This window comes from Allohahella marinimesophila (assembly GCF_039538005.1).
In the GTDB taxonomy this organism is placed as follows: Bacteria; Pseudomonadota; Gammaproteobacteria; order Pseudomonadales; family Oleiphilaceae; genus Allohahella; species Allohahella marinimesophila.
In genome coordinates, this window is the sequence record NZ_BAABBO010000001.1 from 265,691 (window position 1) to 289,637 (window position 23,947).

Annotated in this window: 16 protein-coding genes; 7 read left to right on the forward strand and 9 right to left on the reverse strand. The window is 56.8% G+C overall.

Features of this window, described 5'->3' with window-relative positions; translation table 11 throughout:
• Positions 1-32: 32 nt before the first annotated feature.
• From ABD735_RS01220 to ABD735_RS01255, 8 genes are all read right to left on the reverse strand, one after another.
• A complete protein-coding gene (locus ABD735_RS01220; RefSeq protein WP_344802458.1) occupies positions 33-2,987 on the reverse strand; it encodes an EAL domain-containing protein in 2,955 nt (984 codons plus the stop codon).
• A 129-nt stretch (positions 2,988-3,116) separates the two neighbouring features.
• Entirely contained in the window at positions 3,117-4,979 is a 1,863-nt protein-coding gene (locus ABD735_RS01225; RefSeq protein WP_344802460.1) for a long-chain-acyl-CoA synthetase, read from the reverse strand.
• On the reverse strand, positions 4,972-7,095 hold the full coding sequence (locus ABD735_RS01230; protein ID WP_344802462.1) for an acetyl/propionyl/methylcrotonyl-CoA carboxylase subunit alpha: 2,124 nt from the start codon (positions 7,093-7,095) through the stop codon (positions 4,972-4,974). Before ABD735_RS01230 ends, ABD735_RS01225 begins: the two co-directional genes overlap by 8 nt.
• On the reverse strand, positions 7,092-7,994 hold the full coding sequence (locus ABD735_RS01235) for an enoyl-CoA hydratase/isomerase family protein (RefSeq protein ID WP_344802464.1): 903 nt from the start codon (positions 7,992-7,994) through the stop codon (positions 7,092-7,094). Before ABD735_RS01235 ends, ABD735_RS01230 begins: the two co-directional genes overlap by 4 nt.
• On the reverse strand, positions 7,991-9,211 hold the full coding sequence (atuD, locus tag ABD735_RS01240; protein WP_344802466.1) for a citronellyl-CoA dehydrogenase: 1,221 nt from the start codon (positions 9,209-9,211) through the stop codon (positions 7,991-7,993). The genes ABD735_RS01235 and atuD overlap by 4 nt, the downstream gene beginning before the upstream one ends.
• A gap of 32 nt (positions 9,212-9,243) precedes the next feature.
• Positions 9,244-10,857, reverse strand: a complete 1,614-nt coding sequence (locus ABD735_RS01245; RefSeq protein ID WP_344802468.1) for an acyl-CoA carboxylase subunit beta — start codon at positions 10,855-10,857, stop codon at positions 9,244-9,246.
• 3 nt (positions 10,858-10,860) lie between these two features.
• Positions 10,861-11,727, reverse strand: a complete 867-nt coding sequence (locus tag ABD735_RS01250) for an SDR family oxidoreductase (protein ID WP_344802470.1) — start codon at positions 11,725-11,727, stop codon at positions 10,861-10,863.
• 9 nt (positions 11,728-11,736) lie between these two features.
• Positions 11,737-13,641, reverse strand: a complete 1,905-nt coding sequence (locus ABD735_RS01255) for an acyclic terpene utilization AtuA family protein (RefSeq protein WP_344802472.1) — start codon at positions 13,639-13,641, stop codon at positions 11,737-11,739.
• Positions 13,642-13,763: 122 nt separating this feature from the next.
• On the opposite strand from ABD735_RS01255, the gene ABD735_RS01260 reads away from it, so the two are divergent.
• From ABD735_RS01260 to ABD735_RS01280, 5 genes are all read left to right on the forward strand, one after another.
• Positions 13,764-14,351: a TetR/AcrR family transcriptional regulator gene (locus ABD735_RS01260; RefSeq protein ID WP_344802474.1), complete on the forward strand. Its 588-nt coding sequence runs from the start codon at positions 13,764-13,766 to the stop codon at positions 14,349-14,351.
• A gap of 86 nt (positions 14,352-14,437) precedes the next feature.
• Complete coding sequence (locus tag ABD735_RS01265) at positions 14,438-15,403, forward strand: SGNH/GDSL hydrolase family protein (protein WP_344802476.1); 966 nt, start codon at positions 14,438-14,440, stop codon at positions 15,401-15,403.
• 156 nt (positions 15,404-15,559) lie between these two features.
• Complete coding sequence (gene ahpC / locus ABD735_RS01270) at positions 15,560-16,129, forward strand: alkyl hydroperoxide reductase subunit C (protein ID WP_344802478.1); 570 nt, start codon at positions 15,560-15,562, stop codon at positions 16,127-16,129.
• A gap of 45 nt (positions 16,130-16,174) precedes the next feature.
• Positions 16,175-17,809 carry an alkyl hydroperoxide reductase subunit F gene (gene ahpF, locus ABD735_RS01275; protein ID WP_344802480.1) on the forward strand — a complete coding sequence of 545 codons (1,635 nt, stop codon included), beginning with the start codon at positions 16,175-16,177 and terminating at the stop codon, positions 17,807-17,809.
• 89 nt (positions 17,810-17,898) lie between these two features.
• Positions 17,899-18,531, forward strand: coding sequence for an MBL fold metallo-hydrolase (locus ABD735_RS01280; RefSeq protein ID WP_344802483.1), 633 nt, complete (start codon positions 17,899-17,901; stop codon positions 18,529-18,531).
• Positions 18,532-18,535: 4 nt separating this feature from the next.
• Here ABD735_RS01280 and ABD735_RS01285 read toward each other — a convergent pair whose 3' ends face one another.
• A complete protein-coding gene (locus tag ABD735_RS01285) occupies positions 18,536-20,242 on the reverse strand; it encodes an amidase (RefSeq protein ID WP_344802485.1) in 1,707 nt (568 codons plus the stop codon).
• 225 nt (positions 20,243-20,467) lie between these two features.
• On the opposite strand from ABD735_RS01285, the gene ABD735_RS01290 reads away from it, so the two are divergent.
• Positions 20,468-23,320 (forward strand): S8 family serine peptidase, encoded by a 2,853-nt coding sequence (locus tag ABD735_RS01290; RefSeq protein ID WP_344802487.1) that lies wholly within the window; start codon positions 20,468-20,470, stop codon positions 23,318-23,320.
• 57 nt (positions 23,321-23,377) lie between these two features.
• Complete coding sequence (locus ABD735_RS01295; RefSeq protein ID WP_344802489.1) at positions 23,378-23,929, forward strand: protease complex subunit PrcB family protein; 552 nt, start codon at positions 23,378-23,380, stop codon at positions 23,927-23,929.
• Positions 23,930-23,947 lie beyond the last annotated feature (18 nt).

Sequence of the window (23,947 nt, forward strand, 5' to 3'; positions counted from 1 at the left end):
CGGGAGATGCCTACCGCTCATCCTTCGAATCTCTATTGCTCAGGTCGCTGCTGGCCTGAGCCGCTGAACAGTACCTCTGGCTCACCAATATAAAAGCCCTGTGCGTAATCGACGCCGAGGTGAGTCATGAGTTCGAGCACTGCCTTGCTTTCCACATACTCCGCACACACGCCCATTCCAGTCAGATGGGCGATCTCCGTAATCGACTTCACCATTGCCAGATCCACAGGATCCTCGAATACGTCACGCACGAAACTACCGTCAATCTTGAGCAGATCGACCGGGAGGCTCTTGAGGTAGGAATAGGAGGAGAAACCGCTACCGAAATCATCCAGCGCGAACTTGAGGCCGTTGCGGCGCATGCTCATCAGGAAGTGCTTGGTATCGGTCAGGCTGGCTACGGCTGCGGATTCAGTGATCTCGAAGCAGATCTTGTTTTCCGGTATCTCATAGCGCTTGAACATCGCTGTCAGGAATTGCTGGAAGTCCTGGCTCCCAATGGTTTGTGCGCTCAGATTGATATTGGCCTGACTCAGGGTTTCCAGGGCGCGTGGGTTCTGCTTCAGGAAGTCGAAATAGTGCTCGATCACCCAGCGATCGATGAGATTGATGACATTGAAGCGCTCGGCGGCTGGTAGAAAAGCACCTGGGAGGAGCGTCTGATCACCGGCTTCGAATCGCACCAGCAGTTCGTAGGCGGCGCCTTTGCGTTGACGCTGTAGCGCCTGGATCGGCTGAGTGAACAGCCGTAGCTGATCCGCTTTGATGGCATTACGCAACTCGCCCACGAGAATCATCTCCCCCTGACGGATGCGGACTGCGTGGCTCGCGTCCGAGTGCACGACCACGCGGTTCCGACCAGCATCCTTAGCGGCATAACACGCCGTATCAGCCAGGCTGAACAGATTCTCGAGCGTCGCAATTTCCTGGGTAATGGCAACGATGCCAATACTGACGCCGATGGAAAATGTCTTGCCCTGCCAGGCAAACTTGAAGTCGGCGACCGCTTCGCGCAGTCGATCACCCACCTTCTTCGCCTCGTCGAGGTCGCAATCGTTCAGGAGAATGGCGAACTCGTCTCCGCCAAAGCGTGCGATGGTGTCAGTATCCTTCACTATCGTGGAGAACTCCGAGGCCAGCAGCCTGAGCAGCTCATCACCCGCTGAGTGTCCGCCCGTGTCGTTGACGATCTTGAACTGATCGAGATCCATGAACAGCATGGCGTGCTCGTGGTCGCCGGTCGCCGCCGTCTCTATGGCGCCCTGCACCTGCTTTTCGAACACCAGTCTGTTGATGAGACCTGTCAGCGCGTCGTGCTCGGCATAGTACTTCAGCTGGTCCTGATGCCGGCGGCGATCAGTGATATCGATGAGCGAGCCCTCGTAACCCATGCGTTCACCTGGCAGCTGCACAGTATGCATGTTGAGGGTGCCCCAGAATTGATTGCCGAGGAGATCCCGGCAACTGGTCTCATAGCCGATAACCTGGCCATGATTTTTGAGACGTTTGTACAACAGTCGGAACTCGACTGCAGATTCCGGGACCAGATTTTTCATGGTGGGCGCGAGCGTGGCGAGTTCGGCTTTACTGTGCGCCCCCATCAGCTTGAGAAAGGCCGAGTTGCATACCAGGAGCGTGCCATTTTCATCCAGCTGAAACAGGCCTTCCAGGGAATGCTCGTAAATCGTTCGATAGCTGTCGAGGTGGCGTATCGCTGCATCCTGCGCCTCTTCCTTGAGCTTTCGTTCCAGGCGAATCCGATCGGCGAGCGCGAAACTCATCAGTGACACTGCGGTTATGGCACCGAAGTGCACGCTGTATTCACTGAACAGGGAGCGGTCAACCAGGCCGAATTTGCTCAGAATGAAGATCACGGCCGAAACGATAAAGACTGAAAATGCGGAAACATACAGGCGTGCTGACTTGTGTCCCTGGATCAGCAGCCAAACACCGATGCAGTAGTTCAGGAAAGGGCTGACACCCACATTGAGCGTTGTGATTTTTATGGCCGCGGAGTAGGGGAGGACCAGGACCAGTACACAAATAAGGATATTTGCCGCGGCCAGCAACCTGAAAATCGAGGCAGCGCGTGGTGCAAAGCTCTCAAGGCCAAGGAATTCTCGGGTGAACAGCGCCAGTGATGCCAGGGTAAAATTTGCCGCCAGCATCAGCCCCTTCTCCTGCAGGAAAATGGAGGCGGGCCAGATGTATTGAAATGCCAGGCCCAGCGTGCAGGCCTGAACAATAGCGTATCCACTCATGCACATGGCAAAGTAGAGATAGGATCGGTCGCCCACCGACAGGTAGAGCAGCAGATTTGTCAGTGCCATAATGGCAATAATGCCGATGAGTCCGCCAGAAAAGACGGCCTGGTCAAAGGTGTTCTCGCTGAAACCGGCCGGCGTCCACAGGTTTAGTGGTACCTGCACTGCCGAGTCCGTCTTGATACGCAACAATACGGCATATTCAGTGTCAGGCAGCACATCGATGGGAAAAATGAAGTTCGGGTGGGGCACTGGCCGCTGCGCAAAAATTTCCCGGTCACCCGTGTGGAAGTGAGCCGCTTGATCGAAAGGCTGTTCGCTACCGGCAGGCCGCGTGAGCACCACGGCATCGACGTGGTCCAGGAGGGAATATCCCACTTCCAGATAGTAAGTGGCTTGCTCTTTCAGGGTGTGGAACTCAAGCAGCTGAGGGATGAATAACCAATGGACAGCGTCGCTGAAGCCCAGATTGACCGTCCGGCGGGTATAGGGCTTGAAAGTGTCCAGCTGGTCGAGCGCCTCGGCTTTAGAGAGCAAGCCCGCGGCATCCTCCAGGTGCAGAAGATCCGTTCCCTCAAGCACTCGGCCTGGCTGACTGTCGCTCTCGGCTTCTGCGAGCTGTATGCAAAGTACAACCGCAACGAATAAAACTGCGGCCACTGGGAGGCGGCACAGATGGCTCCATTGGAAGCGCAAGCGTGGAGCACTGGAGTGTCGTGGCATGTTCCTTGCCATAGATCGGGCGTCCCTAGAATGTGACAACCGTTCCACAGCGCACGAACTGAACGGTTTACATGTCGCAGGATGCCAGATGCCACGATCTGGGGCTATGCAAGAAACTGGTGTCCCGCGTCAGAATCGGAGTGTAGCGTCATCGATCTGTTTGGCCAAGGCAAGTGTGAGTCGGACATAGCGGCTCTTGTCAGGGTGGAGCACGTATAGGCTATCGCCAGGCCGAGCTGAGTACCCAAGTTTTTTCAGGTCCACTTTCTTGTATTTGAAGGTCGCCGTCTTCTCGATTTCGGGTGTCACCCTGAGAAAGACTGGTAAAGCATAACGAGGCAGGCGCTCTTCCAGAAAAAGCAATAGTGAGTTGGTGTCGAGCCCGGCAGAGGGTTCTGCCAAGGTGACGGTCGCCATGCCCACTCGGCCGCTGCCTTCGGGTATTTCAACGCCGTAGACAATCACTTCGCCGATATTATTGAAATCATCGAGAATATTTTCGACCTCTGTAGTCGAAACATTCTCACCCTTCCAGCGAAAAGTATCGCCCATGCGGTCAACGAATTGCAGATGTCGCCAGCCGATACTTCGGAGTACATCGCCGGTATTGAACCAGGCATCGGCTTTTTTGAAAGCGTCTCGAACGATGGCCTGTTCAGTGGCCTCTGACTGACTGTAGCCCTCGAACTTCCAGCGCTCGGTGATCTCGCCGAGTAGCAGGCCTGGTTCGCCCTGGGCAACCCTGGTGAGCTGGCCGTGCTTGTTCCGCACCGGCTCACGAGTGCCTTCCTTGTATTGAACGAGGGCAAAGGGCGCGGTGGAAAAACCTACCGTATTGTCGAGGTTCAGAAAGTTGCTGAATCCGATATTGCCTTCACTGGCGGCGTAGAGCTCCGAGACCTGTTTGATGCCGAAGCGCTTTTTGAACGGTTTCCAGATGCTGGGTCTCAAGCCGTTCCCAATCATCCTTGTAAGCCGATGTTGCTTGTCTCTTGGGCTTGGGGCTTGTGCGAGCAGGTAGCGACAGAGTTCTCCGACGTAGCCGAACACCGTGGCATCGAAGCGGCGAACGTCATCCCAGAACTGGGTGGCTGAAAACTTTCGTCGAATGGCTATCGCACAGGAGCCTGCCAATGCAGCACCCCAGCAGACCAGAAGCCCTGTGCCATGATAGAGGGGCAGAGGCACGTAAACGACATCATCGGGCTTGAGCGCAAGGGCCATATGGCCAAAGCCACCGTAGGCCTTGAACCACTTGAGATGACTGCTTGGCGCCGCCTTGGGTAATCCTGTCGTGCCAGAAGTGAACAGATACACTGCCGTATCCCCGGCTACCGGTCGATTCAGAACGCGAGGTTCGTCAGAGCGATAGCTGTCTACGGCGGAGATGAGATTGACGAAGTGCTCAGGCGTCTTGTGTCGACGTTTCCACTGCTTGAACGCGCTCTCACTGAGGATGTCTATATCGGGTACGAACAGCTTGAATTCAAAATCCAGCGCGCTTGGAGAAGTGGCAGCAGCCGTTGCGGTATGCCAGGCCTCCATCTGTTCTTCGCCGATGATGACTGCGCGAGGTCTTGTGAGGGTAAGTGAATGAACCAGGCCTTCGCTGCGTTGGGCGGTATTGAACATTGCGCAGGCTGCGCCAAGTTTGGCAGCGGCCATGATGATCGCCAGAACTTCCGGCCGGTTTTGCATGTTGAGCGCGATGACATCACCGCGCTCTATGCCAAGCGCATGCAGGTAGTTCGCGGTCTTGTTGACGAGCGCATTGAGCTGGCTGTATGAAATGGCTCTTGATTCATACAATATTGCGGTGACATCGCCGTGTTTGTTGGCGTTATTTACCAGAATGTCGCCCATGGTCAGGTCAGCCTGCTCCCTGATAAGCGCAAAGTAATAGGCGCCCTTCAGAATCGATGGCAGACGTCTTACGACAGCTGGCAGCTTCCTGACAATATCCGTCAGGCCGATGCGCTCGCCTTCACTCATCGCTTTGAATCTCAATCTCTGCAAGCAACTGACGGCCCTTGACCTGCGTGCCGGCATTGACATGCACGGCTGACAGTCTGCCACTGGCATTGGCTCTGAGTGGATGTTCAATTTTCATGGCTTCGAGCGTGAACAGCAGATCACCCTGTTTCACAATGTCTCCTTCGCTTGCATGAGCGGCAATGACCAATCCGTCCATTGAAGCATAAATTCGTCCATCTCCAACACTGGCAGCAGAACTCTTTCGCTGCCGGGTGACATCGACAAATGCATGGTGCGCGATAGTGCCGGCGCTCCTCACCTTGAGCCACACGGTCCGGCTGGCTTCCGGACCCTTCAGGATGAAAGGTACACGTAAACGGCATCTGTCGATGAGGACGAGAAGAGCGTCTGCCTCGGTGGCTAGCACAACGAGTTCATGTGTTCCCTCATCCGTGCTGATGTCGAAGGATGGGTGTGCCTGATGCTGATGGCCCATGGATACACCAGCTGCCCTTCGGCGCAGCCTGATCGTCTGGGGTGGCGTTTCACCACCCTCAGCCTGGAGGATGATGTTGGCAGCGACCGGCACCGCGAGGGCGCCCGTCGCGCTCAGCCCAGTGGCTCGCGGATCAGATTTGAAGTAGATCACCAGCGCTGCCAGGGCCAGGGCCAGGCCGGCATCATCTTTCGCAATATTCAGTGTCTGGCTCTGCTGTTGTAAAAAAGCAGTCGTCGTACGGCCGGCTATAAACTCGCTGTTGCCTAAGATAGCACCGAGAAACGACAGGTTGCTGGTCAGACCGAAGAGCGTCATGTTTTCCAGACCTTTGATCAGATGCCGACGCGCGGTCTCACGATCTGGGCCGAAACCAATGACCTTGGCGAGCATGGGATCGTAGTAGGGTGAAATCGTCTGCCCGCTCAGGAAGCCGTCGTCCACACGGAGGCCACCGCTGCGGGCCGCGAGTGGAGTGGGTGATGCGCTGAAGTCGGTCAGCAGCCCCAGTTCATCGACGTTCTGCCCATGGTGTTGCCACAGTGCAATGTGGCCCGTTTGCGGCAGGAAATCACGGGCAGGGTCTTCGGCGTATACCCGCACTTCGATGGCATGCCCGCGCAGCACGATGTCGCTCTGTTGCAATTCGAGCTTGCGTCCAGCAGCTACTTCGATCTGCATGGCCACGAGGTCGAGCCCCGTCACCATTTCGGTGACCGGATGCTCAACCTGTAAACGCGTATTCATTTCCAGAAAATAGAAGTCACCACTTCGGTCCAGAAGGAACTCCACGGTGCCCGCGCCATAATAGCCACAGCTTCTGGCGGCGCGGACGGCTGCTTCGCCCATCTTTTGCCTCAGTGCTTCGCTTACTACAGGCGAGGGCGCTTCTTCGACGACTTTCTGATGGCGCCGCTGAATGGAGCAGTCGCGTTCACCAAGATGGATAGTATTGCCATATCGGTCGGCCATGACCTGAATTTCGATGTGGCGTGGTTCGATGACCGCTTTTTCGAGAATAACCTCATCGCTGCCAAAGGCGTTGAGCGCCTCGGACCGCGCCGTTTTCAATTGCGCCTCGAAATCAGCAGCCTTCTCGACCAGCCGCATACCACGACCGCCACCACCCGCTGAAGCCTTGATCATTAGCGGATAGCCAATCCGGTCTGCCGCTGCCTTGAGTGTGTCGGTGTCCTGTGCGGCGTCTTCATAGCCAGGTATGCAGGGCACGCCGGCTTCGAGCATGGCGACCTTCGACAGTCGCTTGCTGCCCATGAGCTCGATGGCATCGGCAGGCGGGCCAATGAATACGACACCAGCGGATTCGCAGGCACTGGCGAAAGCGGTATTTTCCGAGAGGAAACCATACCCGGGGTGCACTGCGCCGGCACCAGTGGCGTGACAGGCCGCGACGATCTGGGCAATATCGAGATAGCTCTCGCTGCTGGAGGACCCCTTCAGCGCATAAGCGTCGTCGGCCAGTCGAACATGGGCCGAATCGGCATCCGGTTCACTGTAAACAGCAATGGCTCGATAACCGAGCCGTTGCGCTGTGCGTATTACCCGGCAGGCGATTTCTCCCCGATTGGCAATCAGAATGCTGTCGAACTGGTGAATCTCTATTTCGCGCTCATTCATTGCTGATCACCTTCCCATCGTGGCTTGCGCTTTTCCATGAAGGCCATAGTGCCCTCGGCGCCTTCATCCCCGCGAACTGCAGCACTGAAGCCGAGCGCAGCCGCATCGAGAATGTCATGCAGTGGTTCACGGGAGGGTGGGTCTACACGATGCAGCAATGCCTTTGTCTCACGGCTCGCCCTTGGTGCGCAGCGACGAATCTCCGCAATGACGGCTTCCACCCGTCCCTCGAGCGCTTCGGCCGAATCTACCGTGTCATGGATAACGCCGAGTCGTAGCGCTTCATCCGCACCGAAGCGACGTCCGAGCAAAGCCAGTGACCGGGCCTGGGTGAGACCGATCCGACGCACGACGAAGGGGGCGATCTGTGCCGGCAATATACCGAGGCTGGTTTCCGGCAGCCCAAAGCGGGTGTCAGGAGCAGCGATGGCGTGGTCGCTGACACAGGCGAGGCCGAACCCACCCCCCAGCACAGCGCCATCCAGCGCTACCACCACGGCACATGGCGCTTGATCGATAGTCATGAGCATTGTACCGAAGGCACGATTCAATGCAGCGAAAGGGTCGGAAGCGATCTGCTGTGAACTCGTTTGCTGCAAGCCTTCGACCGCATGGCTGGACGCATTGCCTGCTGAGGAGCGCTGTCTTGCCCCGGCCATGTCGCTGATATCGGCACCGGCGCAGAAGTGCTGCCCCTCGCCTGAGATGACCACGACGCGAACGGTCTCTGCCGTCAAAATGGCCGAGGCATTACGTTCGTCGATGGCTTCAAAGACCGCGATGAGTTCCTTCACCATCTGTAGGCTCATGGCGTTGCGAACCTTTGGCCGTGACAGCACGACGCGCAGCACGCCCTGGGAGAAATCGAGTTTTAGCGTGTCCGTAGCTGGAAAGTTCATTTCAGTACCTCCTGTGTGGCAGCCTCGACATTGGCGACAGCTGCTGCGGCTGCCACTGGCGACTTTTTCTTGCCGGGGAGGGTACCCATCAGCTTGCAGATGATACCGAGCATGATTTCGTCAGCACCGCCGCCTATGGAGACCAGCCGAACGTCCCTGAAAGCCCGGGAGATCTGGTTTTCCCACATGAAGCCCATGCCACCCCAGTACTGCAGGCAGCTGTCCGTGACTTCCCGGCCAAGTCGACCAGCCTTGAGCTTGGCCATCGAGGCAAGATTGGTGACGTCCTTGCCCGAGACATAGAGCTCGCAGGCCTGGTAGGTAAGGGCCCTGAGACATTCGATTTCCGTCTGTAACTCGGCCAGACGAAAATGGATCACCTGGTTGTCGATCAGGGGCTGGCCGAAAGTCTTGCGTTCGCGACAGTACTTGATGGTTTCATTCACGCAACTTTCCAGTGCCTTGAGGATATTGGCAGCCCCCCACAAGCGTTCTTCCTGAAACTGCAGCATCTGCAACATGAAACCGGTGCCCTCGGCGCCAATACGATAGCGCTGGGGTACGCGCACCTCGTCGAAAAACACCTGAGCCGTTTCTGACGAGCGCATTCCCAGCTTGTCCAGGTGCTTGGACAGGCTGATGCCAGGGGTATTCATGGGCACGACGATCAGCGTTTTGTTCTTGTGCGGCTTGTCGTCACTGGTGTTGGCAAGCAGACAGATGAAGTCGGCCTGAGGCGAGTTGGTGATCCACATCTTGTGGCCATTGATGATGTAGTCGTCGCCATCCTTGCGTGCCGTCGTTTTCAGTCCGGCAACATCCGAACCTGCACCGGTTTCGCTGACGCCAATACAGCCAATGGCCTCGCCAGTGATGGAGGGTGCCAGAAACTCGCGCTTGAGTTCGTCGGACCCAAATCTGGCAATGGCAGGCGTGCACATGTCAGTCTGCACCCCAATAGCCAGGGGAATACCGCCGGCCCAGGCCGTGCCAAGTTCTTCTGCGGCCACCAGGTTATAGGAGTAGTCGAGACCCAGCCCGCCATACTTCTCTGGTTTGTGAATACCCAGCAGACCAAGAGCGCCCATTTTCTTGAAGATCTCACGCATCGGAAAGCGGCCCTCTGCCTCCCAGTCTGCGACGTGAGGATTGATCTCCTGTTCGACGAACTGACGCACGGTCCGGCGAATTTCGTTATGTTCCTGGGTAAACAGCATCTGGCTACTCCCGTAATTTGAATTGTTTTGAATTAGAAACGGGCGACGCCAAAGGTACTGGGTCGCAGTGTTCGTGCTTCGGCTTCATGACAGACCAGCAGGCAATGGGCAAGTATCGCTCTCGTCTCCCGAGGGTCGATGAGACCATCGTCCCAGAGTCTGGCCGTGCCATAGAGTGAAGTGCTGCCCTTGTTCAGTTTCTCGGCGGTGGCAGCTTCCAGCGCATCTAGCATCTTCGGGTCTGGCTCCATGCCTAGCTTGCGCTGCTTCTCTTCAGCCACGATTCGCAGGACCTTGCCAGCCTGCGCCCCACCCATGACCGCGGTGCGACTGTTGGGCCAGGCGAAGATGAATCTTGGATCGAGTCCACGCCCGCACATGGCGTAGTTGCCGGCCCCATAGGAGCCTCCGACGATGACGGTCAGCCTCGGCACTGTGGCGTTGGCCACTGCCTGCAGCATCTTGGAGCCGTGCTTGATGATGCCGTTCTGCTCACTATCCGTCCCGACCATGAAGCCCGTCGTGTTATGGAAGAATATGATGGCGGTATTGCTCTGTTCGCAAAGCTGAATGAACTGCGCGGCCTTTGTTGCACCGGCGGGAGTGATGGGGCCGTTGTTCCCGATGATGCCGCAGCTGAAGCCATCGATTCGAATGAAACCGCAGATTGTCTGTGTATCGTAGGCCGCTTTGAAATCCTGGTATCGGCCACCGTCGGCCAGCCTGATCACGATTTCCCGCACATCGTAAGGCGTCTTGCTGTCGGCGGGCACGAGCCCAAGCAGTTCGTTCTGATCATAGGCGGCCGCTTCAGGTTCTGCCCGGTTCAAGGGCAGCTTGCGTTGCCATGGCAGCAGGGCTACCAGCTCTCGAACCGTCTCGATGGCATCACTATCGTTCTCGGCCAGATATTCGGCTGTGCCAGCGTCGGTAGCATGCATGTCAGCGCCACCAAGTTCCTCATCAGTCGCCACTTCGCCAGTGGCAGCCTTGAGCAGTGGTGGGCCCGCGAGGAACAGCTTGGATTGGCCCTTGACCACCACGACATAGTCGGATAGGCCAGGCTGATAGGCGCCACCCGCCGTGGCGTTACCATGCACAATTGTTATCTGGGGAATACCGAGCGCCGACAGCCGCGCCTGATTGGCGAACCCGCGGGCCCCCTCGACGAATACATCGGTAGCGTAATTAAGATTGGCGCCACCACTCTCGGCGAGCGTGATGATAGGCAGCTTGTTTTCACGCGCGATGGTCTGCAGTCTGAGCGACTTCTGCAGGCCCGCAGGGCTGATGGTACCGCCCTTGATAGCTGCGTTGCTGGCCACGACCAGGCAGCGCATGCCGGATACGATGCCAATACCGCCTATGATGCCGCCGCCAGCCAGGCTACCGTCCTTATCGTCATGCATCTTGTAGCCAGCGAGGCTGCAGAGTTCGAGAAACTCGCTATCGCGGTCTATGAGGCGCCGTATGCGATCCCAGGGCAGCAGCTTGCCCCGCTTTTCGAACTTTTCCCTCGCGGCCTCTGCACTGTCAAAGACCTTGCGCTCAATCGCCCGGAATTCGTCGACATGGGCTTGCATGGCCGCGCTATTGCGCTCGAAGGTATCGCCGTGGGTGTTGAGGGTGCTTTCGAATCCGTACATGAGTCAGTCCTTCTGCAGCACTTTCGGTGTCACGCTGCGGTGAAAGCCATTAAATTCTGGGGTGTTGCGTGCCTTCGCCAGGGGCCAGACCCGGTTGCCGAGGGAAGCTGCGCCGTCCACACGAATGGTCGTGCCGTTGATGAAACAGGCGCCTTCACTCAGCAGAAAGCAAATAGCGGCGCTGACTTCCGCTTCAGTGCCGAGACGCTTCTGCGGCACACTTTCAGCGAGCTGTGAAATGAGTGGCTTCATGCTAATGTCGTAGTTATCCAGACCGCTGGAAGCGATCCAACCCGGTGCAATCGCATTCACGCGGGTGCCACTCGAAGCCCATTCGACAGCAGCTGTTTTGGTCAGGTTCTCCATCCCGGCTCGCGCTGCGCCAGAGTGACCCATGCCGGGCATGCCGCCCCACATATCAGCGATGATGTTGACGATGGCGCCCCCGTGCTTGCTCATTGACTGCTTGTAAACCTCTCGGGCCATCAGAAAGCCGCCAGTCAGGTTCGTCCTGACGACGGTCTCGAACCCTTTCTGGGATATCGAGCTGAGCGGGCCGGGAAACTGGCCGCCGGCGTTGTTGACCAGGCCGTGAATCTGACCATGCGTCTCGACGATAGATCGTATGGTGTCGACAACCCCCGCCTCTTCGCGAATATCGCAGACTCTCGTGTCCGCCTTGCCGCCGTCTTCGATTATTTCCGCCTGCGTGGCGTCAAGCTTCTCCGGCTTGCGTCCGATCAGGATGACCTGAGCGCCGAGCGCAGCCAGTTCGTGTGCGTTGCATCGACCGATACCACTGCCCCCGCCGGTGACGATGATGGTCTGGGCCGCGAAGAGCTTATCTTTGAACACTGATGAATAAGGCATGGCTGGTTCTCAGGCACTGGTTGATGATGCAGCTGCGAGCTGGGCAGCAATGTCGGCGGTGACCGGAATAGGGAAGTCCAGAAGTTGCTGGCCGAAGGCCTTGCCCTGCGGGTCGATGCGCAGACTGGCCACGCCCCCGCCACCGAGGGCCTGCTCAAGCACGAAGTTGAGCGCATTGATGCCAGGCAGGTCGTAGCGATGAACCAGCGAGCGCTTCTCAGCCGCAGGGCCTGCAAGTGTATGACCCATGTAATCAGCGACCGCTTCAGCGGTCAGTGCTGCACGAATGGCTGGCAGCCATTCGGCTTTGCGCGCAATGACACCGATATTGGAGACGTCGCCCTTGTCACCTGATCGTGCCCAGGCTAGCCGGATAAGTGGCACAGTCTCTGTTGTGCCTGACAGTGCTTCGCTGGCTACCGGTGTTGAGTTCTGCTGCAAAGTCGACTGCTCTGCCACGTCAGGGAGCTCTACGGGAAACGTTTCGTCACTACTGGCGCCCAGTACCGTCACGGAGAGCTCGCACGCAGTCTTGGGGACAAGGCAGGAGAACAAACGGATCTTTGGCCAGACGTCAGGGCGTCCGCCCACCAGGCCGGTCATGCCCGGCGCCATGCCGGTACTGGCCTGGGCGATTTCGCGTGAAAATAGCACAAGCGCTTCCTTCTTTGGATGCGCGCAGCCGATTTTCACCACGACCTCGCGACTATCAGCCAGTTTCTGTCTGGCGTTGGGGCCGTAAGTCTGCTCAATGCCCAGCACTTCGATGGTGGTATCTGTGTAATCCGGCCAGTCCTTTTCGGCAAACAGTCGGCTGGTCTTCCGGAGTATGGCTTCGGCTACCGCGCGCGCTTTCGCTGGCGCCTCGATACCGGCCATCATGAAGCTGACCGCACATTTGAAGCCATCGGGCCAGGTGCCGGAGACCTTGTAGTCCGGGCCTGGCGCTCTGCCGCGGGCGCCTGAAACGGTAACTTGTCTGTTGTCTTCGATGCTGTCTATCTGAACCTGCGTGAAATCACAGATGACGTCGGGCAGGCGATATGCCGCCGGGTCGCCAATTTCGTAGACAAGCTGTTCGGCTACCGTGGCAAAGCTGACCAGACCACCAGTGTCTTCAGGTTTGCTGACCGTGAAGCTGCCATCGGCACGCACATCGATGATGGGAAAGCCCATGTTGTCGTAGCCTTCGCTGACCGCCTTCCAGTCTGTGAAATTGCCGCCGGTGCATTGGGCGCCGCATTCGATGATATGACCGGCGAGACTGGCCTGGGCGAGCCGATCGTAGTCCTGCCAGCTCCAGCCGAATTCGTGCATGAGTGGCGCCACGACCACTGCGCTATCCACAACGCGTCCGGTGATGACGACGTCAGCGCCTGTCGCCAACGCAGCTGCGATGGCCGGTGCGCCCAGGTAGGCGTTCATGCTGACCATCATCGCCGGGAGCGGCTGGTCCGTGAACATTTCCTTGATACCCTGCTGCGCAAACTCGGCCTTCTTTGGCAGGACGTCATCGCCGTTCACCACGGCAATGCTCAGCTCGATATTCTGTTCACGGGCAAGCGCCTGGATCGCTTCGGCGCAGGCCTGGGGGTTCACACCGCCCGCATTGCTGATCACCTTGATGCCCTGTCGCTTGAGCTCGGGAAGCAGGGGGCCCATGACCTGTTTGACGAAGTCGCTGGCATAGCCCGCCTTGGGGTCCTTCATCTTCTGTGCAGCCATGATCGACATGGTGATTTCTGCCAGATAGTCGAATACCAGATAATCAAGCTGCCCTTTCTCAACCAGCTGCTCGGCTGCGGTATTGGTATCGCCCCAAAAGCCGGAGGCGCAGCCGATGCGGACCACCCGATCTGTGGCTGGGGTGGAGGATGTTTCCTGAGCTGCTGTTTCTGGGCGTACCGGGGTCATTGCGTGCTCCTTTTGCAAGCTGTCTGCATCATCACAAAACACTACCAAGCAAGCGCTTGGTTTGTAAAGCTGAAAAATTCGGATATGATCGCTTTATTCGATCGATTACGGGACGCTACAGGATGAATGAATCAGTCGACCTTGCAGTGGAAGGCGAGTCGCCGAGAGGCAGACTTCTGAGGGAGGCTGCTCATCTGTTTCGCGAGAAGGGGTATGAACGAACCACTGTGCGAGATATCGCAGCAGCTGTGGGCATTCAGAGCGGCAGTATCTTCCATCACTTTCGCTCGAAAGAGGATATTCTTTACTACATCATGGTCGACACCATCGAGGAGATCACTGCTCGCATGGAGGCTGAGCTGGCGCGGTCTACTGATCCGGTGGAGCGCTTGCGATCACTGATCTTCTGTGAGTTGCAGGCAGTGAATGGCCAAACCAGTGAAGCCATGGCTGTGCTGGTATACGAATGGCGCAGTCTGGCGAAGGAGAGGCAGGAACAGGTTCTCAAACTGAGGGATTATTATGAGCATCTGTGGCTGAGTGTATTGCAAGAATGCGCGGCGGCTGGTCAAATAGCCGTCGACCCTGGCATTCTGAGACGATTACTCGCCGGGGCGCTCAGCTGGACGGTAACCTGGTATCGCACGGACGGTAGCGCATCATTGGAAGATCTCGCTTCGCAGGCGCTCGCGCTGGCGGTCAAGCGATAGCACCGGGCCAATCGGCCTTTTGATGGCAGCCTTCGGGACTGCGTGACTTATAACAATACCAATAAGACTCAGGATGCTCACCTCATATGCCGAACACTTCTCTTCATAGCTCATCACGTGCTCTTTCGACTCGAAAAAGCGCCTCATATCGCTGTTTTACCGTTGTCTTTGCCATGCTCGGAAGCCTGGCCTTCGCCAATATGGTCCGTGCTGAAGCCATTTATGTCTTTGGCGACAGTCTATCGGATACAGGCAATCTGGCCTCGGTGACCAGTGCATTTCCAAATCCACCGTTTTCTGGTAATCGCGTCACCAACGGCGATACTGCTGTTGAGGTGCTTGCTGACCTCCGTGGCGTTGAGCTCGAGGCCTCACTGCATCTGCTTGGACCCGCGCAGGGCACCAACTATTCAGTGGCGGGCGCCAAAGCTGGTACTGACGAGCCTATAGACCTCAACACCCAGGTCGATGCCTTCCTGCTCAACACTCAGGGGCAGGCACCTGCAGAAGCGCTATATGTCGTTTTCATAGGCGGTAACGACGTACGTGCAGCGCGTGATGAACAGAATCACCGTGAATCCAGCAATCTGCTACGGCTGGCACTCGACGGTGTAAAGGCCAACGTCGAGAAACTTCTGGCGGCCGGTGCTCAGCAGGTGATGGTGGTGAATGTGCCTGACATTGGTGCGATTCCTGAGACCCGCCAGCTGGCCACAACCAGTGGCAATTGGTTCCTGCCGACCTCCGCGACCGTCAAGACCGCGGCTTACAATCTGGGGCTCAAGCAGCGGGTGAAGTCTCTGGAAAAGGCGAGTGGTCAGGAGATTGTCCTGGTTGATCTGTTTTCCGCCTTCCGAAGCATTGACAAGGATGCACTGGCGTACGGCATCACCAATACTACCGAGCCATGTTTCAGCCAAGCGACGCGCAGCTATACCGAAGGCTGTGCCTTTGGCCAGAACATCGATAGCTATGCCTATTTCGATGAAGTCCATCCCACGGCCGCACTGCATGAACGGGGTGGCCGACTGCTCTTCGCCTACGCACCGTAAATTCCTCGCACCTCGGCAAAGCCTCCTCCTGATATAAAGAGGAGGCTTGATAGCCTCTATCTATCGTTCCTAATTAAATAATCAATTTTTGATATCAGTCTCGTCGCTGTAGTATTGTTTCCACGGTTTACCCAAGTGACCTAATGGAGACAAAGAATGTCAGCAACCTTAATCAATACCGAAATCAAACCTTTCAAAGCAGAAGCCTTCCACAATGGTGAGTTCGTCACCGTTTCCAGCGAAGACCTCAAGGGCAAGTGGGCTATCGTCTTCTTCTACCCAGCCGATTTTACCTTCGTATGCCCAACCGAGCTGGGCGACCTGGCCGATTACTACAGCCAGCTGAAGGACATGGGCGTTGAAGTCTACTCAGTCTCTACCGATACACACTTTACCCATAAGGCATGGCACGACACGTCAGAGACCATCGGCAAGATCGATTTCCCGATGATCGGCGACCCTACTGGCGCCATCACACGCAACTTCGGTGTGATGATCGAAGAGGCTGGTCTGGCCGAGCGTGGCACATTTGTTATCGACCCTGAAGGCAAGATCCAGATCATCGAGATCAATGCCGGTGGTGTAGGTCGTGATGCTGGTGAGCTGGTTCGCAAAGTCAAGGCTGCCCAGTATGTTGCAGCTCACCCAGGTGAAGTCTGCCCAGCCAAGTGGAAAGAAGGCGAAGCCACTCTGGCACCTTCACTCGATCTCGTCGGCAAGATCTAAACAGCCGTCATCGATAGTCAGCCAATCTTTAGGAGAACGTCGGATATGTTGGATGCAAAACTCAAGCAACAGCTCAACGGTTATCTGCAGAATATCGTCAAGCCAATCGAATTGACCGTATCGGTTGATGACAGGCCCAAGTCGCAGGAGCTGCTGGAACTGGCACAAGAGATTGCAGCCATGTCTCCTAAGATTGCGCTGACTGTCAATCAACCCGCTCAGGAGGGCCGCGTGCCCCTCCTGACGATCGCACCCGAAGGCGAAAAGGCCAGGGTCGAGTTTGCGGGTATTCCGATGGGGCATGAATTCACGTCACTGGTGCTGGCATTGCTCCAGGCGGGTGGCCATCCATCGAAGACAGAAAAAGCACTACTCGATCAAATAGTCGAGCTTGATCCTTCTACGGAACTCAAGTTCGAAACTTATATCTCGCTGTCATGTCACAACTGCCCGGACGTCGTGCAGGCCTTGAACCTGATGGCCGTACTGAATCCAAAGATCAGCCATACCATGATCGATGGCGGTCTATTCAAGAGTGAGGTCGAGGACCGCAACGTACTGGCTGTCCCAGCAGTGTTCGTGAACGGTGAAGTCTTTGGACAGGGCAAGATGAGCCTGCCCGAAATTCTCGACAAGGTTGATGACAAAGCGGCCGAGAAGAAGGCCGCAGCGCTGGCAGACAAGACACCCTACGAAGTCCTGATCGTGGGTGGCGGCCCTGCAGGCGCCTCGGCGGCCGTTTATGCTGCTCGCAAGGGCATACGTACCGGCATCGTCGCGGAGCGCTTTGGCGGCCAGGTGGCCGATACCATGAGCATCGAAAACTTCATCTCCGTGAAGGAGACCGATGGGCCGAAGATGGTGGCCAACCTCGAGCAACATGTGCTGCAGTACGATGTCGATCTGATGAATAGCCAAAAGGCTCGCAAGCTTCACCCGGCTAGTGTCGACACTGACGGCACGCCCACTAATCTGATCGAAGTGGAACTGGAATCAGGAGCGCGTTTGAAAAGCCGTTCGGTCATCCTGGCAACCGGTGCTCGCTGGCGTGAAATGAATGTGCCTGGTGAGCAGGAATACCGGGGCAGGGGCGTGGCTTACTGCCCGCACTGTGACGGACCCTTATTCAAGGGCAAGCGCGTGGCTGTCATCGGTGGCGGCAACTCGGGCATCGAGGCAGCCATCGACCTGGCTGGGCTAGTGGAGCACGTGACCGTGCTGGAGTTTGCCGATACGCTGCGCGCGGATGAGGTACTCGTTCGCAAGGCGAAATCATTGAAGAACGTTACAATCATCAAGGAAGCCATGACTACCGAGGTGACTGGTGACGGCAAGCGAGTGAATGGTCTCAACTATATCGACCGGGCTACACAGGAAGCACAACACATCGAACTGGCCGGCATTTTCGTCCAGATTGGTCTTGTGCCGAATACGGAATGGCTCAAGGGCGATATCGAGTTGAGTGAGCGAGGCGAAATCGTGGTGGACACCAAGGGCCATACTTCACTGCCAGGCGTGTTTGCTGCCGGCGATGTGACCACAGTACCTTACAAGCAGATCATCATTGCGATGGGAGCGGGGTCAGGCGCTGCACTCGGCGCTTTCGATCACCTGATCAGAACACCTGTACCCGGTACTGTTAGTGATCAGCAGGAGCCAGCCGAAGAAGAAGCTGCCTGAGGCCTCGATCTCAGCGCCTCCTGGACTGACAAGCCCGCCTCGGCGGGCTACACTTGAGCCTTCAATCCACGGCAAGGTGCACGCTCCGCATGCAGTTCAAGGTAATTCCCGTCACGGCTTTTGAACAGAATTGTTCCATTATCTGGTGCGAGGAGACTCGAAAGGCGGCTGTAGTCGATCCGGGTGGAGATCTGGACAGAATTCTTTCAGCGCTGGATTTCGAAGATCTCGAGCTAGAGAAGATTCTGGTGACCCATGCCCATATCGACCATGCCGGTGCCGTGTCCACATTGGCAGCCTTGCGTAAGGTCCCCATCGAAGGCCCGGCGCTAGAGGATAAGTTCTGGATCGATCTTCTTCCGCAACAGAGCCAGATGTTCGGGTTTCCCGAAGCCGAGACTTTCGAGCCCACCCGTTGGCTGGCTGATGGTGATGAAGTCACTGTCGGCAAGGAAGTGCTGCAGGTGATCCACTGCCCAGGTCATACCCCTGGCCACGTGGTCTTCTACAATAAGGCGAGAGGGCTTGCCCTGGTAGGGGATGTCCTTTTTCACGGCTCGATTGGCCGCACGGATTTTCCAAAGGGTGATCACGCCACCCTCATCTCCTCTATCCGCGATAAACTCTGGCCCTTGGGTGACGACATCTCATTCGTCCCCGGACATGGTCCAATGTCGACTTTTGGTGACGAAAAGGAAAACAATCCCTACGTCAAAGTCTGAACTTCTAGGCGAAATCGAAAAAGTGCGGCGGCCTGTGGGTGGCATTGAATCGCAGGGCCGACTCCAGTGATCTCGCCGTCCGCAACAGTACGTGCTCCTGCCAGGGTCCAGCATGGAGTTGCAGACCTATTGGAAGGCCATCGCCAGACAGTTTGACCGGCAGTGTGATGGCCGGCATGCCCACCAGGTTGTCGTTAATCGAAAAGCGCATGATTTCTGTCATCTGCCCAAGGTCGAGTGCCACTTTGCTGCCTTTCGGCCGTCTCGGCGGCAAGGCGCCTGTTGCTGGAGTGACCAGCATGTCGACCTTGGCATACAGCGCCTCGTGCTGTGCGATTGCGCGCGTCCGGACCCGCTGGGCCTTCACATAGTCTGTGCTGCGGAAGAGGCGGGCAAAGGCCAGCAGCATCCGGGTATCGTCATTGAAGCGCTCAGGCGTTTCGCGATGGGGCTGTTCCACCGAAGAGAGCATCTCGGTCATGATGGTGACAGCATGCGCGAGTCTCATGTCTTCCAGCCCTTCGATGATGACCGGCACAATCTCCGCCCCCAGGCTCTCGAGAACCTTCACCGCTTCACGACAGGCCGCGACTATGGCTTTGTCCGCATGATCGAACCACGGCTTATAGATGCCGATCTTCAGACCTGTAAGATCCGCCTTGAAATAGTTCGAGAGGTGCGGGAATGGCTGGTGACAGCTTGGTCCATAAAGCGGATCCGGCCCTGCGATGGTGGCATAGGCGAGCGCCACATCGTCGACGCTCGCACCGATCGGGCCGAGATGGTCCACAGTGTCACAGACAGACAAGGTGCCAGCGCTGCTGATGCGCCCCCAGGTCGGTTTGAGTCCGACCACGCCGCAGAAGGCCGCCGGGATGCGGACGGAGCCACCGCCATCCGATCCGATCGCAACAGGGCAGATGCCGCTCGCGACCGCAGCTGCACTGCCACCAGACGAGCCACCGGCAAGAAAGTCGGTATCCCAGGGGTTGAGACAATGGCCGTAATGCGGGTTGGCGCCTGTAACGCCAATGCCGATCTCGTGCATGTTGGTTTTGCCAAGGACCATGGCGCCTGCCGCTCTCAGCCGCGAGACGACCGTGGCGTCCTTTTCCGCACTATGGTCCTGGCCAAAGACTTCTGTGCCGCCGGTCGTGGCGTAGGGCACCGCGTTGATGCTGTCCTTGATGGCCACCGGAACACCTTCAAGAAGCCCTCTTGGCTGCACCGCCATGAAGCGCTTCGTGCTGAGCTCGGCCTGGTGCTTGAGCGCCTGGCTGTCGGTGAAGACAAAGGCCTTTGAGTCCTGCATATGCGGTGACTCGAGCGCCGCCTGCAACTGCAGTGAAACCGTTAGCGGTGATCTCAGTTCACTGCGATAGTCGCGCGCATAAGCGAGCGTGGCGCAATTGAGTGATCCTCGCAAACTGGCACTTTTCTGATTCAGATTCTCTTCTTCTACGGACTCCATGAACAATTGGACCGAACGCTGAGCGCCAGTCGCGGTCACCGCCGATGTATTGGTGTGCAAGGGGGTGAAGCTGGGATGGATATCGTAGCGGTGTTGTCTGAACTCATTCATGCCGAGCTGGGAGTTGACGATCGGCTCGAGAATTTTTCTGGCCATGTCGGTTTCGAGTACCGACACCGAGAGGCCGAGTCCGCGGCCGGTCAGACCCGGCATTCTGTAAGTTTTTAAATCGTAGCTCATTACATGTACCGCTTAGGTCATGGGATGTATGTGTGAGTTGCCATAAGTACCTGCACGTACACAAAGTCAAGTGTAGTTAACGCAAATGCTACATACCGTAGCAATTCAACGCCAACTGGAACTGAACTTCGGCCGGCAGCCTTCTAAGATCAGTAGACAAGAGATCTGATCAAAGATCCACCAAAGACTAAAGCCGATGATCATCACCGTGGCAGTACATAGCTTATGTTCGACTCCCGAAAAAATACCATGCCGGAGGGCAAGGCAGAAGTAAAAGCCGCCAGTGCTGCGCTGGTTAGACCGAAGCTCTTCGTCCCGACTTTGCTTGGCTTGAGCATTGCGCTCGCCGGTTGTGGCGGCGGTGGTGGTGGAGGCAGCGGTGCAACATCGATAGCGCCGATCGTGGACAAGAATTTTGCCGTGTCGGGTCGTATTCAGGTGGCTGCCAATTCATATGTGGATCTTGATACAGCCGATACGGGTGGCGGCATATTTACTGCGCGCAACAATCGGATCACTGCACCGCAAGCCATCAACAACCCGGCGATAGTTGGCGGTTACGTCAGCGCGCGCTCCGGCACCTATGCCAGCTCCGGCAACCTTTTTAGCTACCCGGCAGATCCCACTGACTTTTACAGGGTGACCTTGGTGGCTGGCCAGCAGGTCACCCTGAAGCCAAGAATTGCTGATGATTTTCTTGGCAGTTCTGTCGTGGCTCAGCGGTTGACGGTCAAAAAGGTGAATAAAGACGATCCCACCATGGACCCGGAAAATATCAACAATCCCATGGTGTCTGATGATCCGCAAACCGTTCAGATCATTGACTCTGGTGAGTACCTCATTCAGATTGACGAAACCAAAGGACCTTCTAATTACACGCTCATCGTTGGAGAGTTTGGTGCTTTGGCGAGCCTTGACAATACCGCTGCCGTCGATTTGAACGTACCCGCCGGAGCCCGCTTCGTAGCTGGCGAAGCGATTGTGGTCATGAAGGGCAACGATTCCGGGGCTTATGCCACGGCGTCCGCCAGTGAGGAGAACGGGGCGGCATCGATCGCGGAGCTGATGTCCTCGCAGAATATCGTGGATGTGGAGGCACTGACAGAAGGCTCGGATACTCACAAGTTCACTTTCGACATGTCTGGTGGCATGTCTACAGCTTCGGCTTCTTCGGCCCCAAACGGGCGTGAGGCAGCCCGCGCGGAAACACTCGCACGAATCGCCGAGCTGCGAAAGCAGCCTGGTGTTCTGCTGGCCGAGCCTAACTACATTCGCCACGCCAGTGCGGCCCCGGCAGGTACCAATCCGCTACGCCGATATCAGTGGCATAACGATGCGGTCAACCTGACGCCAGCCTGGGAACTGACGAGTGGTGAAGGCAGCGTTGTGGCCGTTCTGGATACAGGCATCTATTCGAATCATCCGGACCTCCTTGGTCAAACCACTGCAGGCTGTGACTTTGTGAGCAATCTGAACACCTCCCTCGATGGTGATGGTGTGGATGGCAATCCAGAGGATCCAGGCGACAGCCTGATTGGACAGAGCAGCTTCCATGGTACGCATGTGGCAGGCACCATCGTCGCAGCCGATAACACCGTTGGCGGTATTGGCGTTGCGTTCAGCTCGAAAGTGATGCCTCTTCGAGTGCTGGGCAAGAATGGTGAGGGCAGCGACTTCGATATCGCTCGCGCCATCCGTTTTGCTGCAGGTCTTGAAAACGTCCCTGAGTGCGGTGGCACAGCCACCAAGGTAGACGTCATCAACCTCAGCCTTGGTAGCCCAGGCAATTCGGTCACACTCAGCAATGCCGTGAAGGCAGCCAATGACGCTGGTGTGGTCGTCGTGGCAGCGGCTGGCAACGACAGCACGTCGGCGCCGTTCTATCCAGCAGCATTTCCGGAAGTCATTTCGGTTGGCGCGGTAGGGCTGGATCTCGTCAAGGCACCATATTCCAACTTTGGATCTACGATCAGTCTTGTGGCGCCGGGAGGCAATATTCAACAGGACCTCAATACCGACACCTACGGTGATGGCGTGTTGAGCACCTGGGCCAATGATAGCGGCAGTTCAGTCGTGGCAAGCTATGGCTTCATGCAGGGTACGTCGATGGCAGCGCCACACGTGGCTGGCGTCATTGCGCTTCTGCAGTCATATCGCAAGACGGTCGATGCACTGCCAGTGCTCACTCCGGACGCTGTTCGAGGTTACATAGCCTCTGGAGATTTTACCCGAGATCTTGGTGATCCTCAGCGCGACGACGTCTATGGTGATGGCATCATCGATGCGACCAAAGCGTTGACGGTCGTTGCTCAAGCAGGTCCAAACCCGGTGCCGACGCCGGTGATCAACGCTAACGTCACTAACATTCAGTTTACGGTATCTGGCTCAGTGGATCTGATACTGAGCGTTCCGGAAACAGGTGTGGTGGTCACAAACGTCGCAGCTACCACCGTAGGCGATCAGGGCTGGCTTACCTACGAAAAAATTGATGATGCGAATTACCGTATAATCGCCAACGCCAATGTCAACGGGCTAGCTGAGGGCGTCTCATACCCTGGCGCTGTCAAAGTGATATATACGTCGTCGATCGTTGGTGGCATGCCAGTTGCGCGCACGCTCACTATTCCGGTAGCGCTTGATATTCCGAATACCAATATCGCTTCAGATGCCGGCGCCCACTACGTGTTGCTGGTGGAGGTCGACACAGGCGAGGATTACCAGTTCATTGCTAATGTCTCAAACGGCTTCTACGATTTCGCCTTCAGTGAGATTCCTGCCGGCAATTACCAGGTCTATGCCGGTTCGGATATGGACAACGATGGCTTTATCTGTGACACCGGTGAAGCCTGTGCAGCCTTCCCCTTGCGAAATCTTCCGGACATCATCAGGCTGGCTACTGATCGCAACGATATCGACTTCCAGACAGGCTTCGAAGATGACATTGCGGCAGAAGGCTCATCGTCAGACTCGCTGTTATCGAGTATTCTTTCGGGCAAGGGCATCAAGCGTCTTCCGGGTACACCTCGTAGTCAGGACCAGAATCCTCTGGCCAGCGACAGACAGGTCTTCGGAGGATAGTGCCTACCAATTAATCTGGATGAGCCGGCAATGGATGCCGGCCGATGATGAGGCACCATGTCACAGTTCAAAATCATTTCCAAAGCCGCACTTGCGGCTTCTTTCGTTTTCATCACCAGCGCCTGCGCATCCTCGGATGGTGAGACCGAGTCCCCGATACCCGGCCAGGTCGCGCTCAATACACTCTGGCTGAGCAGCCAGTGCAACCTGCTCCCGGCAGCCGTCAAGGCACTCGAACCTGAGCAGAATCTGAACGCCGCTGCGGTCGAGCGTGTCATAGTGGTTCGCGATGCCGCCAAATGGCAGCTATTCTGGAAGTCGGTACATTCTTCGCAGTTCGAAGCGCCACCAGCCCCTGAAGTCGATTTCGACAAGCATTCGTTAATAGCCGTAATCGCAGCGCCCCAGAGTCGTTCCGGAGGCGGTATCGAGCTGGCTGGCAATGCTGCGCGCGCTGATGATCTCCTTCAGGTGCCAGTGACCATTCGCGATCCGGCGCCCGGTACGATGTCGGCTGCAGTGGTGACTCAGCCCTGTGTTGTGGTACAAACATATCCGGCGCTCGAGGACGATCTGAAGGTGACTGCGGGCGCCTCATCCACTAATTGATTTAACGGAGAAACAGAC

Bases quoted from the DNA above. Each gene is read 5' to 3' on its own strand.
- atuD (WP_344802466.1), bottom strand. From the start codon at position 9,211: ATGCTGTTTACCCAGGAACATAACGAAATTCGCCGGACCGTGCGTCAG.
- ABD735_RS01295 (WP_344802489.1), top strand. From the start codon at position 23,378: ATGTCACAGTTCAAAATCATTTCCAAAGCCGCACTTGCGGCTTCTTTC.
- ABD735_RS01230 (WP_344802462.1), bottom strand. From the start codon at position 7,095: ATGAATGAGCGCGAAATAGAGATTCACCAGTTCGACAGCATTCTGATT.
- ABD735_RS01260 (WP_344802474.1), top strand. From the start codon at position 13,764: ATGAATGAATCAGTCGACCTTGCAGTGGAAGGCGAGTCGCCGAGAGGC.
- ahpC (WP_344802478.1), top strand. From the start codon at position 15,560: ATGTCAGCAACCTTAATCAATACCGAAATCAAACCTTTCAAAGCAGAA.
- ABD735_RS01255 (WP_344802472.1), bottom strand. From the start codon at position 13,641: ATGACCCCGGTACGCCCAGAAACAGCAGCTCAGGAAACATCCTCCACC.
- ABD735_RS01245 (WP_344802468.1), bottom strand. From the start codon at position 10,857: ATGTACGGATTCGAAAGCACCCTCAACACCCACGGCGATACCTTCGAG.
- ABD735_RS01225 (WP_344802460.1), bottom strand. From the start codon at position 4,979: ATGAGTGAAGGCGAGCGCATCGGCCTGACGGATATTGTCAGGAAGCTG.
- ABD735_RS01290 (WP_344802487.1), top strand. From the start codon at position 20,468: ATGTTCGACTCCCGAAAAAATACCATGCCGGAGGGCAAGGCAGAAGTA.
- ABD735_RS01280 (WP_344802483.1), top strand. From the start codon at position 17,899: ATGCAGTTCAAGGTAATTCCCGTCACGGCTTTTGAACAGAATTGTTCC.
- ABD735_RS01265 (WP_344802476.1), top strand. From the start codon at position 14,438: ATGCCGAACACTTCTCTTCATAGCTCATCACGTGCTCTTTCGACTCGA.
- ABD735_RS01235 (WP_344802464.1), bottom strand. From the start codon at position 7,994: ATGAACTTTCCAGCTACGGACACGCTAAAACTCGATTTCTCCCAGGGC.
- ABD735_RS01220 (WP_344802458.1), bottom strand. From the start codon at position 2,987: ATGCCACGACACTCCAGTGCTCCACGCTTGCGCTTCCAATGGAGCCAT.
- ABD735_RS01285 (WP_344802485.1), bottom strand. From the start codon at position 20,242: ATGAGCTACGATTTAAAAACTTACAGAATGCCGGGTCTGACCGGCCGC.
- ahpF (WP_344802480.1), top strand. From the start codon at position 16,175: ATGTTGGATGCAAAACTCAAGCAACAGCTCAACGGTTATCTGCAGAAT.
- ABD735_RS01250 (WP_344802470.1), bottom strand. From the start codon at position 11,727: ATGCCTTATTCATCAGTGTTCAAAGATAAGCTCTTCGCGGCCCAGACC.